The sequence below is a fragment of the Streptomyces sp. NPDC030165 genome, from assembly GCF_055573595.1.
On the sequence record NZ_JBVIBD010000014.1, the window covers coordinates 38408 to 52972 of the forward strand.

General features: G+C 74.3%; 12 protein-coding genes. 7 read left to right on the forward strand and 5 right to left on the reverse strand.

Annotation, left to right across the window (positions count from 1 at the left end; genetic code table 11):
• Positions 1-30 precede the first annotated feature (30 nt).
• Positions 31-606: a cell division protein FtsL gene (ftsL, locus tag ACZ4Z1_RS25085; protein ID WP_468488861.1), complete on the reverse strand. Its 576-nt coding sequence runs from the start codon at positions 604-606 to the stop codon at positions 31-33.
• 98 nt (positions 607-704) lie between these two features.
• Positions 705-1664, reverse strand: coding sequence for a 16S rRNA (cytosine(1402)-N(4))-methyltransferase RsmH (rsmH, locus tag ACZ4Z1_RS25090; RefSeq protein ID WP_468488862.1), 960 nt, complete (start codon positions 1662-1664; stop codon positions 705-707).
• Positions 1665-2157: 493 nt separating this feature from the next.
• Here rsmH and ACZ4Z1_RS25095 point away from each other — a divergent pair, with 493 nt between their 5' ends.
• The 4 genes from ACZ4Z1_RS25095 to ACZ4Z1_RS25110 all read left to right on the forward strand — a co-directional run bounded on the left by ACZ4Z1_RS25095 (position 2158) and on the right by ACZ4Z1_RS25110 (position 8013).
• Complete coding sequence (locus tag ACZ4Z1_RS25095) at positions 2158-2715, forward strand: beta-class carbonic anhydrase (protein ID WP_468488863.1); 558 nt, start codon at positions 2158-2160, stop codon at positions 2713-2715.
• A gap of 272 nt (positions 2716-2987) precedes the next feature.
• Entirely contained in the window at positions 2988-4046 is a 1059-nt protein-coding gene (locus ACZ4Z1_RS25100; protein ID WP_468488864.1) for an AAA family ATPase, read from the forward strand.
• A complete protein-coding gene (locus tag ACZ4Z1_RS25105) occupies positions 4046-5482 on the forward strand; it encodes a DUF58 domain-containing protein (protein ID WP_468488865.1) in 1437 nt (478 codons plus the stop codon). Before ACZ4Z1_RS25100 ends, ACZ4Z1_RS25105 begins: the two co-directional genes overlap by 1 nt.
• A complete protein-coding gene (locus tag ACZ4Z1_RS25110; RefSeq protein WP_468488866.1) occupies positions 5479-8013 on the forward strand; it encodes a transglutaminase TgpA family protein in 2535 nt (844 codons plus the stop codon). The genes ACZ4Z1_RS25105 and ACZ4Z1_RS25110 overlap by 4 nt, the downstream gene beginning before the upstream one ends.
• A gap of 420 nt (positions 8014-8433) precedes the next feature.
• Here the strand turns inward: ACZ4Z1_RS25110 and ACZ4Z1_RS25115 are convergent, their stop codons facing one another.
• The 3 genes from ACZ4Z1_RS25115 to ACZ4Z1_RS25125 form a co-directional block, all read right to left on the reverse strand.
• Positions 8434-8847: a DUF3040 domain-containing protein gene (locus ACZ4Z1_RS25115; protein WP_468488867.1), complete on the reverse strand. Its 414-nt coding sequence runs from the start codon at positions 8845-8847 to the stop codon at positions 8434-8436.
• 257 nt (positions 8848-9104) lie between these two features.
• Entirely contained in the window at positions 9105-9860 is a 756-nt protein-coding gene (locus ACZ4Z1_RS25120; protein WP_468488868.1) for a methyltransferase, read from the reverse strand.
• A 174-nt stretch (positions 9861-10034) separates the two neighbouring features.
• Positions 10035-10520: an SAV_6107 family HEPN domain-containing protein gene (locus ACZ4Z1_RS25125; RefSeq protein ID WP_468488869.1), complete on the reverse strand. Its 486-nt coding sequence runs from the start codon at positions 10518-10520 to the stop codon at positions 10035-10037.
• Positions 10521-10756: 236 nt separating this feature from the next.
• On the opposite strand from ACZ4Z1_RS25125, the gene ACZ4Z1_RS25130 reads away from it, so the two are divergent.
• From ACZ4Z1_RS25130 to ACZ4Z1_RS25140, 3 genes are read left to right on the forward strand one after another with little or no spacing between them, the layout of a single operon-like run.
• Positions 10757-11584 (forward strand): ATP-binding cassette domain-containing protein, encoded by an 828-nt coding sequence (locus ACZ4Z1_RS25130; protein ID WP_468488870.1) that lies wholly within the window; start codon positions 10757-10759, stop codon positions 11582-11584.
• The gene (locus ACZ4Z1_RS25135) at positions 11556-13763 is read left to right on the forward strand and encodes a YhgE/Pip family protein (protein ID WP_468488871.1); all 2208 of its coding nucleotides are present in this window, start codon (positions 11556-11558) and stop codon (positions 13761-13763) included. Before ACZ4Z1_RS25130 ends, ACZ4Z1_RS25135 begins: the two co-directional genes overlap by 29 nt.
• A gap of 35 nt (positions 13764-13798) precedes the next feature.
• Entirely contained in the window at positions 13799-14410 is a 612-nt protein-coding gene (locus ACZ4Z1_RS25140; protein WP_468488872.1) for a TetR/AcrR family transcriptional regulator, read from the forward strand.
• Positions 14411-14565 lie beyond the last annotated feature (155 nt).

A 14565-nucleotide genomic window follows, 5' to 3' on the forward strand; every position in this document is an offset into this window, starting at 1 on the left:
ACAGGGCTTCGGTGGTCTCGTACGGCACGGTCACCTGCCGGAAGTCGTCGGAGCGGAGCCGGGGGCCGGGCGCGCGGGCCCGGCCGTCGTCCGGCCGCCGGCGCGCGGTGCGCCCGGCAGGGGGCGGCCGGGTGCGGAGAGCGCGGGCATCGGGTGGTCGGGCAGCGGGCGGCCGGGCAGCCGCGGGTCCGGGACGGTGGGCACGACGGGCGCGGCCTGCGGCTTCGGCCCGGCGGACGGCCGGGGGCCGGTGGCCGGTCCGGCGGCGTGGCCCGGCGCCGGCCGGGGACCCGGCAGGGTGATCCGCGCCGGGGTGCGCGCGCTCATCGGCCCCGCGCCGCCCGGGGCCGCGCTCGGCTTGCCGCGTACCGTGCCGTCCGGCTCCAGGAACGCCGGACTGCCGCCCGGGACCATGCCCAGCTCGCGGGCGCGCCTGTCCAGCGCGCCCGGCGCCGAGTAGGCGTCCACCTCCTGCTGGAGCGCCTGCTGCTCGTCCGTCAGCTCGTTGGTCCGCTTCTCCAGCTTGCTCAGTTCGAAGGAGCCCTGGTTGAGCGCGGAATTGAGCAGCAGCAGCGTGATCAGGCCGGAGCCGAGCAGAACCACCACGAGGAGCACGAACGGCGTACGCGCCGGCGTACCCCCCGTTCCGGGGGCGAAGAGGCCCGAGAGCCGTCCCGGCCCCGAACGCGTCCGCCCCGGCCGGTTCACGCGATGTCCTCGCGGATGCGCTCGACGCCGCGCAGCCGGGCGGGGGCCGCGCGCCGGTTCTCGGCGATCTCCTCCTCGGTCGGCAGCTCGGCGCCGCGGGTGAGCAGCTTCAGGCGCGGCTGGTACTGCTCGGGGACGACCGGCAGGCCGGGCGGCGCGGTGTTGGCCGCGCCCGCCGCGAAGACCTGCTTGACGATCCGGTCCTCCAGCGACTGGTACGACAGCACGGCGATCCGGCCGCCGACCGCGAGGGCCCGTACGGCGGCCGGTACGGCGCTCTCCACGGCGGCCAGTTCGGCGTTGACCTCGATGCGCAGCGCCTGGAACGTGCGCTTGGCGGGGTTGCCGCCGGTGCGCTTGGCGGCCTGCGGCAAGGCGTCGCGGATCAGGTCCACCAGGCGCGCGCTGTGCGTGAAGGGCTCCTTGGCGCGTTCCCGTACGACCGCCTCGACGATCCGCTTGGCCTGCTTCTCCTCGCCGTACGCGCGCAGGATGCGGACCAGTTCGCCGGGCGGGTAGGTGTTGAGGACCTCGGCGGCGCTGATGCCGGTCGTCTGGTCCATGCGCATGTCCAGCGGCGCGTCCTGGGCGTACGCGAAGCCGCGGTCGGCCTCGTCGAGCTGCATCGAGGAGACGCCGAGGTCGAACAGGACGCCCTGGACGCGCGGGACGCCGAGGCGGTCCAGGACCTGCGGCAGCTCGTCGTACACGGCGTGCACGAGGGTGGCGCGGTCCCCGTAGGGCGCCAGGCGCTCCCCCGCCAGCTTCAGCGCGGCCGGGTCGCGGTCGAGGGCGATCAGACGCGCTGCCGGGAACGTGGCGAGCAGCGCCTCGCTGTGCCCTCCGAGGCCGAGGGTGCAGTCGACGACGACCGCGCCGGGCTCGGCGAGCGCGGGGGCGAGCATGTCCAGACACCGCTGGAGCATGACGGGTACGTGGCGATCGTTGCTGCTCATGCGCCTTCCGATGGGGTGGGCGGCAGGTGGGTCCCCCCGGCCGCTGGCTGGGGGAATGCCGCACGTACCGCTTGGTCCCCGCCCGCTCTGAAGGGGAAGTGGCCCTCCGACGACGGGGAAGTGCCGTCGGCGGACCGGCTGGAGCGGGAGGAGGCCGAGCCGTACGTGCAGATCGCACGTGAAAGATTCGGGATCCAAGGAGAGCGTCACGCCTCCCACTTCGCGCCACTTTAGTCCACTGCCGCGCGGGGTCAATCAACCGGTTCCGCGCGTCCCGCACCGGCCGTCCGGGTGTTTTCGGCGCGTTCTCGAATGGCTCCGGAGAGCCGTGGGACGGGGCGGGCCGGGCCCGCGGCACGGGCGAAAAGGCCGCTTTCACCCGATCGGCGGCAGCCGGCGGGGGCGTGTGGAAAACCTCACAAGACACCCCAGTGCCCCCCTATGCCCGTCCCGACGTGCCGCCTTACCGGCCGGTGCCCCTTACCGTGTTGCCATGTCGATACCTGCCTCGCAGCCGCTGCCCCCGTCCGTCGACAGCGCCGTGGCCCCCACGGGCGGCACGGTCACCGACCGCCTCGTAGAGGCCAACAAGAAGTACGCCGCCGCCTTCACCGACCCGGGCATGGACGCCCGGCCCGTCCTCAAGGTCGCCGTCGTGGCGTGCATGGACGCGCGCCTGGACCTCCACGACGCGCTGGGCCTGGAGCTGGGCGACTGCCACACCATCCGCAACGCGGGCGGCGTCGTCACCGACGACATCATCCGCTCCCTGACCATCAGCCAGCGGGCGCTCGGCACCCGCTCGGTCGTGCTCATCCACCACACGGGCTGCGGACTGCTGAGCCTGACCGAGGACTTCCGCCACGAGCTGGCGGCCGAGGTCGGACAGCGGCCCAACTGGGCGGTCGAGGCGTTCAAGGACCTCGACGAGGACGTCCGGCAGTCCATGCAGCGGGTACGGACCTCGCCGTTCCTGCTGCACACGGACGATGTGCGGGGCTTCGTCTTCGATGTGACGACGGGTCTGCTGCGGGAGATCGACCCGCGGTAGGCGCCGGGACACGGGAGGGTCCGCGGCCGCGGGGCAGGGCTCCGCGGCCGCGCGGTCCTGTCACGCGGCCGCGTGGCGCGGCCCTGCGGGCGAGTTATCCACAGGCCATGACGCGAAGCGGCGTGGGCGGCGAGAATGCGTGAGTGACGTCGTCACGGCCGTGCGGCCGTGCCGGCACATGGCGGGGAGGGCCGGTCCGTACGGAGGACGTGCGCCCGCAATGGGGTATCCCGTGCTCCCCGGAGCGCGGGGAAAGGGCCGAGGAGGGCCGGGTGACGACCTATGACGAGCAGGCGAGCCTTGGGGGTCACCCCGTGCGGGCGGAGCCGGGCGCGGGGCGGGACCTGACCGCCACGGCGGAGCGGGTCCGCAGGTCGGTGGAGGGTGTGATCGAGGGCAAGCCGGAGGTCGTGCGGCTCTCGCTGACCGTGCTGCTCGCGGAGGGCCACCTGCTCATCGAGGACGTGCCGGGCGTGGGCAAGACGATGCTCGCCAAGGCGCTGGCCCGGTCCATCGACTGCTCGGTGCGGCGTATCCAGTTCACCCCCGACCTGCTGCCGTCGGACATCACGGGCGTGAGCGTCTACGACCAGCAGCGGCGGGACTTCGAGTTCAAGCCCGGCGCGGTCTTCGCCCAGATCGTGATCGGTGACGAGATCAACCGTGCCTCGCCCAAGACCCAGTCCGCGCTGCTGGAGTCGATGGAGGAGCGCCAGGTCACGATGGACGGGCAGACCTACGAGCTGCCCGCGCCCTTCATGGTCGTCGCCACCCAGAACCCGATCGAGATGGAGGGCACCTACCCCCTCCCGGAGGCGCAGCGGGACCGCTTCATGGCGCGGGTCTCGATCGGGTATCCGAGCCCGGACGCCGAGCTGCAGATGCTGGACGTGCACGGCGCCGCCTCGCCTCTGGAGGAGCTACAGCCGGTCGCGCACGCCGACGAGATACTGAAGCTGATCGACGCGGTGCGCGCGGTGCACGTCGCCGAACCGGTCCGCAGATACGCGGTGGACCTGGTGGCCGCCACCCGTAACCACCCCGACCTGCGGCTGGGCGCCTCGCCGCGGGCCACGCTGCATCTGCTGCGCGCGGCGAAGGCCGCGGCCGCGCTGGCCGGCCGGGAATACGCCCTCCCCGACGACGTGCAGACGCTCGCGGTGGCGGTGCTGGCGCACCGGCTGCTGCCGACCGCTCAGGCCCAGTTGAACCGCCGCACGGCCGAGCAGGTCGTCGTCGAGATCCTGCGCCGCACGCCGGTGCCCGACCCCTCGGCGCCGCAGTGGCCCCGTCCGCACGCGCAGCAGCCGCCCGGCGTCCGGGGGTACTGATGACGGCCGGGGGGATCGAGGAGCCGCCGGAGCGTGGCGGGCTGCGGGCCGCATTCGCGGGGCTGACGACGCGCGGCCGGTCCTTCCTGGCAGCGGGCGTGGCGGCCGCCGTGTGCGCGTACGCCCTCGGGCAGACGGACCTGCTCCGGGTCGGGCTGCTGCTGGCCGCGCTGCCCCTGGTGTGCGCGGTCGTGCTGCACCGCACCCGCTACCGGGTCGCGGGCAGCCGGACCCTCTCCCCCGCCCGGGTGCCGGCCACCGCCGAGTCACGGGTGCTGCTGCGGGTGGAGAACGTCTCCCGGCTGCCCACCGGTGTGCTGATGCTCCAGGACCGGGTGCCGTACGTGCTCGGGCCGCGGCCGCGGTTCGTGCTGGACCGGGTGGAGGCGGGCGGCCGCCGTGAGGTGTCCTACCGGGTCCGTTCCGACCTGCGCGGACGGTATCCGCTGGGTCCGTTGCAACTGCGGCTGTCCGACCCGTTCGGCATGTGCGAGCTGACCCGTTCCTTCAGCGACCAGGACACCCTGACGGTGGTGCCGCGGGTCGAGCCGCTGCCGCCGGCGCGGCTCGCGGGCGAGGCTTCCGGGCACGGCGACGGGCGCCGGCGCGCGCTCGCGCTGGCCGGCGAGGACGACGTCATCCCCCGCGGCTACCGCCACGGCGACGACCTGCGCCGCGTCCACTGGCGCTCCACCGCGCGCTACGGCGAGCTGATGGTCCGCCGGGAGGAGCAGCCGCAGAAGGCGCGCTGCACGGTCCTCCTGGACACGCGGCGCTCGGCCCACCAGGGCTCCGGCCCCGACTCGGCGTTCGAATGGGCGGTGTCGGGCGTCGCGTCGGCGGCGGTCCACCTGCTGGAGCGCGGCTTCTCGGTGCGCTTCCTGACCGACACGGGCACGTCCGTACCGGGTCCTGACGGGGCCGGTGGCTGGGCGGGCGGCGCCGAGTCCGCCGACACCGCCGGGCTGCTGCTGGACACCCTCGCCGTGGTGGAGCACTCCGCCGAACCGGGCCTGGCCCGGGCGTACGACGTGCTGCGCCGCGGCAACGAGGGATTGCTGGTCGCCTTCTTCGGCGACCTGGACGAAGAACAGGCCGCGGTGGCCGGGCGGATGCGGCAGCGCAGCGGGACGGCGGTCGCGTTCGTCCTGGACAGCGACGCGTGGTCGCGGGGTGCCGACGGGCCGCGTGCCGGGGGCGGCGCGGCAGGGTCGCGGCTCGGCGAGCGCCTGCGGATGCTCCGTGAGGCGGGTTGGAAGGCGCTGCCGGTGTCGCCGGGCGATTCGCTGGCGGCGCTGTGGCGGCAGGCGGACCGGGCGGCCGGAGTACGGCAAGGCCCCTCGGCCGACGGTGGTTCCGCCGCGGCAGGTGAGGCTTCCCCGGGTTTCGGGGCTGCCGGGCCGGTGGCGGCACCGGGAAGCGGAGCGGTGACATGAGCGGACGGGCGCGGCTGACGGTGTGCGCGGCGGTGGCGACGTTGTGCGCGTCCAGCGCGCTGCTGCCACTGGTGGAGCCGGTCGGCTGGATGATGCAGGCGGTCGTCCTGCTGGTGATCGTGTCCGCGGCGGGCGCGCTGGCCCGCCGGGTGCCGCTGGCCCGGCCGCTGACCGTCGTGGCGCAGGCCGTGGTGGCGCTGCTGCTGCTCACCGTGCTCTTCGCGCACGACGAGGCGATCGCCGGGGTGCTGCCGGGCCCCGACGTGTTCCGGGAGCTCGGCGAGCTGACGCAGGAGGGCGTCGCCGACGTCAGCCGCTATGCCATACCGGCGCCGGTGACGGCGGGCATCCGCCTGCTCCTGGTCGGCGGGGTGCTGGTGGTCGGCCTCGTGGTGGACGCGCTGGCCGTGACGTACCGCAGCGCGGCGCCCGCCGGACTGCCGCTGCTCGCGCTGTATTCGGTGGCGGCGGGTCTCTCCCAGGGCGGCGCGGGCTGGCTGTGGTTCCTGCTCGCGGGAGCCGGCTATCTGCTGCTGCTCCTGGCCGAGGGCCGGGACCGGCTCGCGCAGTGGGGCCGGGTGTTCGGCGGCCGGCCTTCCGGTGCCGGGCGGCCCCGGGTCGCCAAGGGGCAGAGTTACGCCTCCGCCGCGGGCGGACCGGCGTACGCCCCGGTCCGTACGGGCCGCCGGATCGGCGCGCTGGTGCTGGGGGTCGCCCTGGTGGTGCCCGCGGTGCTGCCCTCCCTCGGCGGCGGGCTGCTCGGCCCGGCCGTGGCCGGCCGCGGGCCGGGCGGCGGCACGATCTCCGCGGTGAATCCGCTGGTGTCCCTGCAGAACAGCCTGAACCAGCCGGAGGACCGGCAGGTCCTCAACTACCGCACCACCGCTTCGGACACCCGCGACCTGTATCTGCGGATCGTCGCGCTCGACCAGTTCGACGGTACGGCGTGGAAGCCGTCCGAGCGCGCCGTCAAGGACGTGCCCGACCGGCTGCCCGACCCCGCGGGCCTGAGCCCCAAGGTGGACGTCACCACCGTCAACACCTCCATCTCCACCGCTCCTTGGTACGCCCAGAACTGGCTGCCGCTGCCCTACCCCGCCTCCCGCGTGGACATCGGCGGGCGCTGGCGCTTCGAACCGGAGGGCCGCACGCTGGTCGGTGACCGCGGGCAGAACACCCGCGGCGTGCAGTACCAGGTCGAGAGCCTGCTGGTGCGGCCCACCGCCCGGCAGCTCGACGCGTCGCCCGCGCCGCCCGCCGAACTGGCCCGGGAGTACACCAAGGTGCCGGACTCGCTGCCCCCGGTGGTGCGCGAGACCGCGCGGCAGGTGACGCGGGACGCCAGGTCGGCGTACGACAAGGCGGTCCGCCTCCAGGACTGGTTCTCGCTCGACGGCGGCTTCACCTACAACACGGAGGTACAGGCCGGCAGCGGCGCCGAAGCCATCGCCCGGTTCCTGGAGCAGAAGGAGGGCTTCTGCGTGCACTTCGCCTTCTCGATGGCGGCGATGGCACGCACGCTGGGCATACCGGCCCGGGTCGCGGTCGGCTTCACCCCCGGCACCCGGCAGAGCGACGGCTCGACCTCGGTGGGCCTCAAGGACGCCCACGCCTGGCCCGAGCTGTACTTCGAGGGCACGGGCTGGACGCGCTTCGAGCCGACACCGAGCCGTGGCACGCCGCCCGACTACACCCTCGCCGACACCCCGTCCACCGGCGGGACGAACGCCCCGGCGCCGCAGCCGTCACGTTCGGCGGCTGCGCCCGTGGGGCCGTCGCCCTCGCAGAGCTGCGCCCCCGCCGAGCGGCGCGTCGGCCCCTGCTGGACGCCGTCCGCGCAGTCGGCGAGCGGCCCGGCCGACGACAGCCCCTCGCCCTGGGCCGTCACGGCCGCCACCGTCGGTGTGCTGGTCCTGCTCCTGGTGCCGGTGCTGCCGCTGCTGTGGCGGCTGCGGGCCCGCTCCCGGCGTCTGCGCGGCAGCCGCCCGGGCCGGGACGGCCCGGCGCACCCGCTCACCGCCCACCCGGAGGCGCCCGGCTCCGCCCGGGGCTCCAGCGGGCCGGCGGCGCCGCCGGGCAGCGCGCCTCCCGGGCCGTACGGCACCGCGCGTACGCTCGCGGCCTGGCGGGAGCTGATCGACTCCGGCTGGGACTACGGCATCCTGCCGGACGACTCGCTGACCCCGCGCAAGGCGGCGGAGCGCATCGTACGCATAGGTGAGCTGCACGGCGCGGCGGCGGACGCGGCCCACCGCGTCGCGGCCTCGGTGGAACAGGTTCTCTACGCACCGGACCCGCGCCCGGCACCGGGCCTCGCCGACGAGGTGCGCCGCGTCCGTACCGGCCTGCGGAGCGCCGCGTCCCGGCGTCTGCGCCTGCGCGCGCTCCTGGCCCCGCGCTCGGCCGCCCGGGCCCTGTGGACTCTCTCGTCCCGCTGGTCAGCCTTCGTGACCCGCTGCACGGCCGGCCGACCGGCCGCCGCGGTACGCCGCGTGGCCGGGGTGCTGCGGTTGTCGCGCGAGAGGACGTAGAGCCGCCGGCCCCGCCGCCGCGCTGCGGGCGGACGGCTGGCGTGACGCGGGCGGACGGGTCGGGGGCTCGGCGGCCCGGAGTTGCCGGATGTGCCGGGGCCTGAGTCACCGACGCCGGAACACGCCCTGTCGGGCTCCGTCGGGCCCGTCAGGCCCCAGGGCGCCGGACGCGGCAGGGCAGGACGCGGCAGGACCGAACACAACGGGGGCAGGCCGGTAGCGGAGCAGAGCAGAGCGGGAGCACCGCAGAACGGCGGAGAGAATGTCCGGTTTCGCTCTCGCAGCCGCAAAGAGTGAAGGCGAACGGCGGGGCCGGCCGTACCCTGGCGCCTCGGTCCGGATAAGCAAAGCGGCCGTCCGGAATCGGACGGCCGCGTCGGTGCGGTGGGGACGCGGACGAGGAGGAGGTCCGCTGGCCGCTCAGTGGCCCTGTTCGTCGCGGCGGCGCTGCCAGCGGCTCTCGATCCGGTCCATCATCGAGCGGCGCTGCCTGGCCTGACGGCGGGCGGGTGTGCCGCCGGAGCCCGCACGGCCGTCTGCCGTGGCCTGCTGCTCGCCCGGCTTGGGGGCCTTGCGCCATCCGGTGACCGCGAGCACCGCGCAGCCCAGCATGACGAGGAAGCCCACCACGCTGACCCAGATCTGCTGTGCGACCATTCCGGCCATGAGGAGCGCGATACCTACCAGGAAGCCCGCGACCGCTTGGTAGACCCGTCGCCGGGTGTACGTACGCAGCCCGCTTCCCTCAAGCGCTGTCGCGAACTTGGGATCTTCGGCGTACAGCGCTCGCTCCATTTGCTCGAGCATTCGCTGCTCGTGCTCCGAGAGCGGCACGGAGTCCTCCTACTCGTCGGTCGCGGGGGGCGACCGGGTGCGACCCTTTCAGGATAGGCAGGGAATCGCCCCCGTGAAACCCGCCCCTCTACGCCAATTCACTGTCCGGGCCGCCACGGCGGTCGGTGGTGCTTGCAGCCTGCATTCCCCACCCGCCGATCCGTCATGCCGGACGCTGTACCCCGATCATACGGGGCGAAGCGGCTGATCGGGTGGCCTGTGGCCGACTGCACGTGCCGGAAGAGCGGGCCGGTGCGTCAGCCGCGCTCGGCGAGCACGTGCAGCTGGGTGGCGACCGAGTGGAAGGCGGGCTGCTCGGCGGCGGCTGCCTCCAGTTTGAGCAGGGCGTCCATGGCGCCGGGCTCGGTGTCCACGAGCACGCCGGGCACCAGGTCGGCGAAGATCCGTACGCCGTGTACGGCGCCGACCTTCAGGCCGGTGTCCGAGACCAGGCCGGTGAGCTGCTCGGCGGTGAAGCGCCGGGGCACCGGGTCCCCGTCGCCCCAGCGGCCCGCCGGGTCCGCCAGGGCGTTCCTGGCCTCGGTGAAGTGACCCGCCAGGGCGCGGGCCAGGACGGCGCCGCCGAGGCCGGCCGCGAGCAGGCTCAGGGTGCCGGCCGGGCGCAGCGCGCCCACCGCGTTGCGCACCCCCTCGGCCGGGTCGTCCACGTACTCCAGCACACCGTGGCAGAGCACGGCGTCGTACCCACCGGGCTCGACCACGTCGAACAGCCCGTGGGCGTCGCCCTGCACCGCGCGCACCCGGTCGGCGACGCCGGCCTCGGCGGCCCGCCGCTCCAGGGCGAACAGGGCGTTGGGGCTGGGGTCCACGACCGTGACGCGGTGGCCCAGGAGGGCGACCGGCACGGCGAAGTTGCCCGTGCCGCCGCCGGTGTCCAGGATGTCCAGGGCTTCCTGCCCGGCGGCTTCGGCCCGGCGCTCCAGGGCGTCTTTGAGAACCTCCCAGACCACGGCGGTACGAAGGGATGCGCGTGGGCGCAGCGGGTCAGACACGGCGGGTGGCTCCTCGACGGGGGCATGAAACTGATGGGTACCACCCTATTGCGTCCCACGCCGTACCCCCGCCGCGGTGCGTGCGCGCCCCGGCAGGTGAGAAGGGCAGGCCGGGCGGGGTGGGCGGCCCCTGGTGCGGCAGGACCCGCACCGCCCCGCGCCCACCCCGCCGCCTCACCCCGCCCGCTGCGACGGCAGTACCGGCTGGAGGAGGAGCATCCGTTCCACCAGGCGCAGGAACATCGCCACGTCGCGGATCAGGTCGTCGGCGTCGCGCGGGCCGGCCGCGCCGGCTATGCCGGCCTCGGCGCGGGCGCGGCGCTGGGCACCGGAGGCGAACAGGGCGCTCCATTCGGCGAGTTCGGGAGCGACTTCGGGCAGCACCTCCCAGGCGCTGCGGATGCGCTGCCTGCGGCGGAGGCTGGTCTCCGGGCGGCCGCGCACGGCGAGGACGGCGGCCGCCGTACGCAGCGCGGCGAGGTGGGCGGTGGCGTAGCGCTCGTTGGGGGTCTCCAGGCCGCGGGCCTCGTCGATGCCGCGCTGTGCCTGGGTGAGCAGGTCGAGGGCGGCGGGCGGCGCGGCCGCCCGGCGCAGGACGGGGTGGACATCGCCCGGAGGGCCGTACGCCGCGGAGCTGCCCGCGGCCGAACTGGCTGCCATGACGAACCTCCTGTCGTCGCATGACGGTTCGGGACCGTATGGGGCCATCGTGCGGCACACCACTGACAATCGGCTCTGACCAGCTCTTTCCCCAGGAGTCGGTGGCAATGCGAGGAGATCCGCAGAGATCCTTTCTTTCGCCGGAAAGCGGGCGGACCCTCCGGACCCCCTTGCGGAGGCATGACAAGGCTGCGCATACTTTTTTGAACTGACTGGTCAGTTCAAAGGAGGGGATCGTGCACGACACCCCGCACGGCGCGGCCGTCACCGCCACGGGATACGGCCTCCAGGGCCCGCGCGGCTGGGCCTTCCGGGACGTCGGCCTCGCGGCGCGGCCGGGTTCGCTGATCGCCGTGGAAGGGCCGTCCGGCTCCGGACGTACCTGCCTGCTGCTCGCGCTCACCGGCCGGATGGCGACCACCGCCGGTACGGCCGAGGTCGCGGGCCTGCCGCTGCCGAAGAAGAAGGCGGCGGTACGAGCGGTCACCGCTCTTGCGCACGTACCCGGTGTCACCGACCTCGAACCCGCGCTGACCGTGGCCGAGCACCTGCGTGAACGTACCCTGCTGGAGCGCCGGTTCGCGCCCCTCCCCCGGCTCCCTCTGGGAGGCACCCCCAGCGCGCTGCTGCGGCCGCGCCGGGAGCGTACCGCAGCGGCCCGCGCCCGTATCGACGCGGCCCTGGAGGCGGCCGGTCTGGACCTGGACACCCTGCCCAAGGGCGACCGGACATCCGTACGCGACCTGGAGCGGGCGGAGGTGCTGCGCCTGTCGATCGCCCTGGCGCTGATCGGGCGGCCCCGCCTGCTCGCCGTCGACGACACCGACATGAAGCTCTCCGACGCCGGACGCGCGGGCGTCTGGGCGACGCTGCGCGCCCTGACGGAGGCCGGGACGACCGTACTCGCGGTGTGCAGCCAGGCGCCGGACGGCGCGGTCGTGGTGCGTACCGCCCCGCGCCCGAGCGCGAGGAGCGCGGAAGCCGCCCGCGGCAGCGACGGCACGGGCACCCGCGACGACGGGAAGGGGGCGGCGGATGCGCTCGCCGAGGCTGGCCGCGCTTGAGCTGAAGCGGTTCGGGAGGGGCAAGCTGCCGATGGCGGCGCTGATCGCCCTGCTCCTGCTGCCGCTCCTGTACGGCGCGCTGTACCTGTTCTCCTTCTGGGACCCGTACGGGCGCCTGGACAAGATCCCCGTCGCACTCGTCAACGAGGACGCGGGCGCCGAGGCCAAGGGCAAGAAGATCACGGCCGGGGACAGCATCGTCGACGGCCTGCGCGACAGCCACACCTTCGACTGGCACGAGGTGAGTGCCCAGGAGGCCGGCCGGGGCGTCGAGGACGGCACGTACTACCTGTCGCTGACCGTCCCGAAGGACTTCAGCAAGCGGATCGCGTCCAGTGCGGGCGACCACCCGGAGACCGGCGCCCTCCGGGTCCGCACGAACGACGCCAACAACTACATCGTCGGGCAGATCTCCCGCACGGTCTTCTCCGAGGTGCGCTCGGCGGCCTCGGTGAAGTCCTCCCGCAGCTTCTACGACAACATCTTCGTCTCCTTCTCCACCCTGCACGACAAGACGCAGGAGGCCGCGGACGGTGCCGGCAAGCTCAAGGACGGCATCGGACAGGCCCAGGACGGCACCGGCAGGCTCAAGGACGGGCTGGGTACGGCGAAGAACGGCAGCGGCACACTGGCCGCCGGCCTGAAGGACCTCGACGCCGGCGCCGGCCGGCTCTCCGCGGGCACCGCCGACCTCTCCAAGGGCGCGTCCGCCGCGTCCCGCGGCGCGGACCGGCTGGCCTCCGGGGCCGGCCAGGTCGCCCAGGGCACCCAGCAGCTGGCCGACAAGGTCAACGGCGTGGTGGCCGAGGTCGGGCCCTTCGTGCGGGCGCACGGCAAGGAGATCGGCCGGGTCGCCCAGGTGGTCGCCGACGGCTCCCAGGCCGTACGCGACAACCTGGACAAGCTGCCGCGCGCGGCCGACGCGGGCGCCCGGCTCTCCCGGGGCATGTCCGATCACCTCACGGCGTTCTACCGGCAGCGGTGCGGGAACACCGCGCGGCCCGACGCCTCCTGCGCCGAACTGAAGCAGCTCACGGAGCAGGCGGCCGCCGCCGCGGCCAAGGCCGAGGAGATCAGCGGCTACGTGCACGACCAGAAGAACCTCGACCAGCTCGGCCGCGACCTCGGCACGCTGCACCGGCTCGCGGGCGACCTGGCGCGGCGTGGCCCGACCCTCGGGGCCGACATGGACGCCGCGGTCGCGAAGATCAACCAGCTCAACGCGGGCGCCCACCAGGTCTCCGCGGGCGCCGGCAAGCTGGCCGCCGGGACCGGGAAGCTGGCGGACGGTGCGGGACAGGCGGCCGACGGGGCCCGCGAGCTGCACGAGGGCGCCGGCCGCGCCGCGTCCGGAGCGGACGACCTGGACCAGGGTGTCGGTGAACTGAAGGACGGTGCGCAGACCCTGTACGGCGGCATGTTCAAGCTCTCCGACGGTTCCCAGAAGCTGGCGGGCGGGCTGCACGACGGCGTGCGGCAGATCCCCGATTACGGCAAGGAGGACCGGGACGCCCGTACACGGGTGATGTCCGATCCGGTACAGCTCGCCTCTCACGCGGCGCACCGCGCGCCCAACTACGGCACCGGCTTCGCCCCGTACTTCATCCCGCTCTCCCTGTGGGTCGGCGCGATGGTCGCCTACATGCTGATCCCGCCGCTCAACCGGCGCGCGCTCGCCATGGGCGCGGCCGCCTGGCGGATCGCGGTCTCCGGGTGGCTGCCGGTGTTCGCCCTCGGAATGCTCCAGACGGCGGCGCTGATGTCCGTCCTGCACTACGGGCTCGGCCTCCGGATGGAGCGGCCGGCCGGCACGATCGGGTTCCTGCTGCTGGCCACGGCCTGCTTCGCGGCGATCGTGCAGTGGCTGAACGCCCGCTTCGGACCGGCGGGACGCATCCTGGTGCTGGCGCTGCTGATGCTCCAGCTGACGTCGGCGGGCGGTACGTACCCGGTGCAGACCAGTCCCGGCTTCTTCAACGCCATCCACCCGTACCTGCCGATGAGTTACATCGTCGAGGGGCTGCGGCGGCTCATCACGGGCGGCGACCTCGCACCCGTATGGCAGGGCGGTGCCGTCCTGCTCGCCTTCACCGCGGCCGCGCTCGCGCTGACCACGTGGGCGGCGCGCGGGAAGCAGGTCCTCCGGATGAAGGACCTCCACCCGGAGCTGAGCCTGTGAGCGCGCGGGCCGCCGGGGGCGGCACAATCTCCCCCATGGACAGCTCCAGCACGCGCCGGCAGACCACCCGGCGCAAGCTCTTCGAGGCCGCCGTCACGCTCATCGCCGAACAGGGCTTCTCCTCGACGACGGTGGATGAGATCGCCGAGCGCGCGGGTGTCGCGAAGGGCACCGTGTACTACAACTTCGCGAGCAAGAACGAACTCTTCGAGGAGTTGCTGCGGCACGGCATCGAACTGCTGGCCACCTCCCTCCAGGAGGCCGCTGACGCCTCGGCGGACCGCGGCGGCACCCGGGTGGACGCGCTGGACGCGATGATCCGGGCCGGACTGGACTTCATCGCCCGCTATCCGGCGCTGACCCAGCTGTACGTCGCCGAGCTGTGGCGCACGAACCGGGCCTGGCAGTCGACGCTGATGGTGGTGCGGGAACGGGCGATCACGGTCGTGGAAGGCGTGCTGCGGGAGGCGGTGGCGAACGGCGAGCTGAGCGAGGACATCGACATCCCGCTGACGGCGTCCGCGCTGTTCGGGATGGTGCTGGTGGCGGCGTTGGACTGGCAGTCTTACCAGCCGCACCGGTCGATCGACGACGTGCACGCGTCCCTGTCGCGGCTCCTTCAGGGCCGGGTGAGCGGGCACCCGTAGAGGGGCCCGCCACCCCGCGCGTGCCCGTACGTGCGCCCCGGGGCGCGGGGAGAGGGGGGGGGGGGGGGGGGGGGGGGGGGGGGGGGGGGGGGGGGGGGGGGGGGGGGGGGGGGGGACGGAGGGAGGGGGGGGGAGGAGAAGCGGGGGGCGGGGGA

Coding starts and splice junctions, on each gene's coding strand:
- rsmH (WP_468488862.1), bottom strand. CDS start 1,664: ATGAGCAGCAACGATCGCCACGTACCCGTCATGCTCCAGCGGTGTCTG.
- ACZ4Z1_RS25095 (WP_468488863.1), top strand. CDS start 2,158: ATGTCGATACCTGCCTCGCAGCCGCTGCCCCCGTCCGTCGACAGCGCC.
- ACZ4Z1_RS25105 (WP_468488865.1), top strand. CDS start 4,046: ATGACGGCCGGGGGGATCGAGGAGCCGCCGGAGCGTGGCGGGCTGCGG.
- ACZ4Z1_RS25110 (WP_468488866.1), top strand. CDS start 5,479: ATGAGCGGACGGGCGCGGCTGACGGTGTGCGCGGCGGTGGCGACGTTG.
- ACZ4Z1_RS25125 (WP_468488869.1), bottom strand. CDS start 10,520: ATGGCAGCCAGTTCGGCCGCGGGCAGCTCCGCGGCGTACGGCCCTCCG.
- ACZ4Z1_RS25135 (WP_468488871.1), top strand. CDS start 11,556: ATGCGCTCGCCGAGGCTGGCCGCGCTTGAGCTGAAGCGGTTCGGGAGG.
- ACZ4Z1_RS25140 (WP_468488872.1), top strand. CDS start 13,799: ATGGACAGCTCCAGCACGCGCCGGCAGACCACCCGGCGCAAGCTCTTC.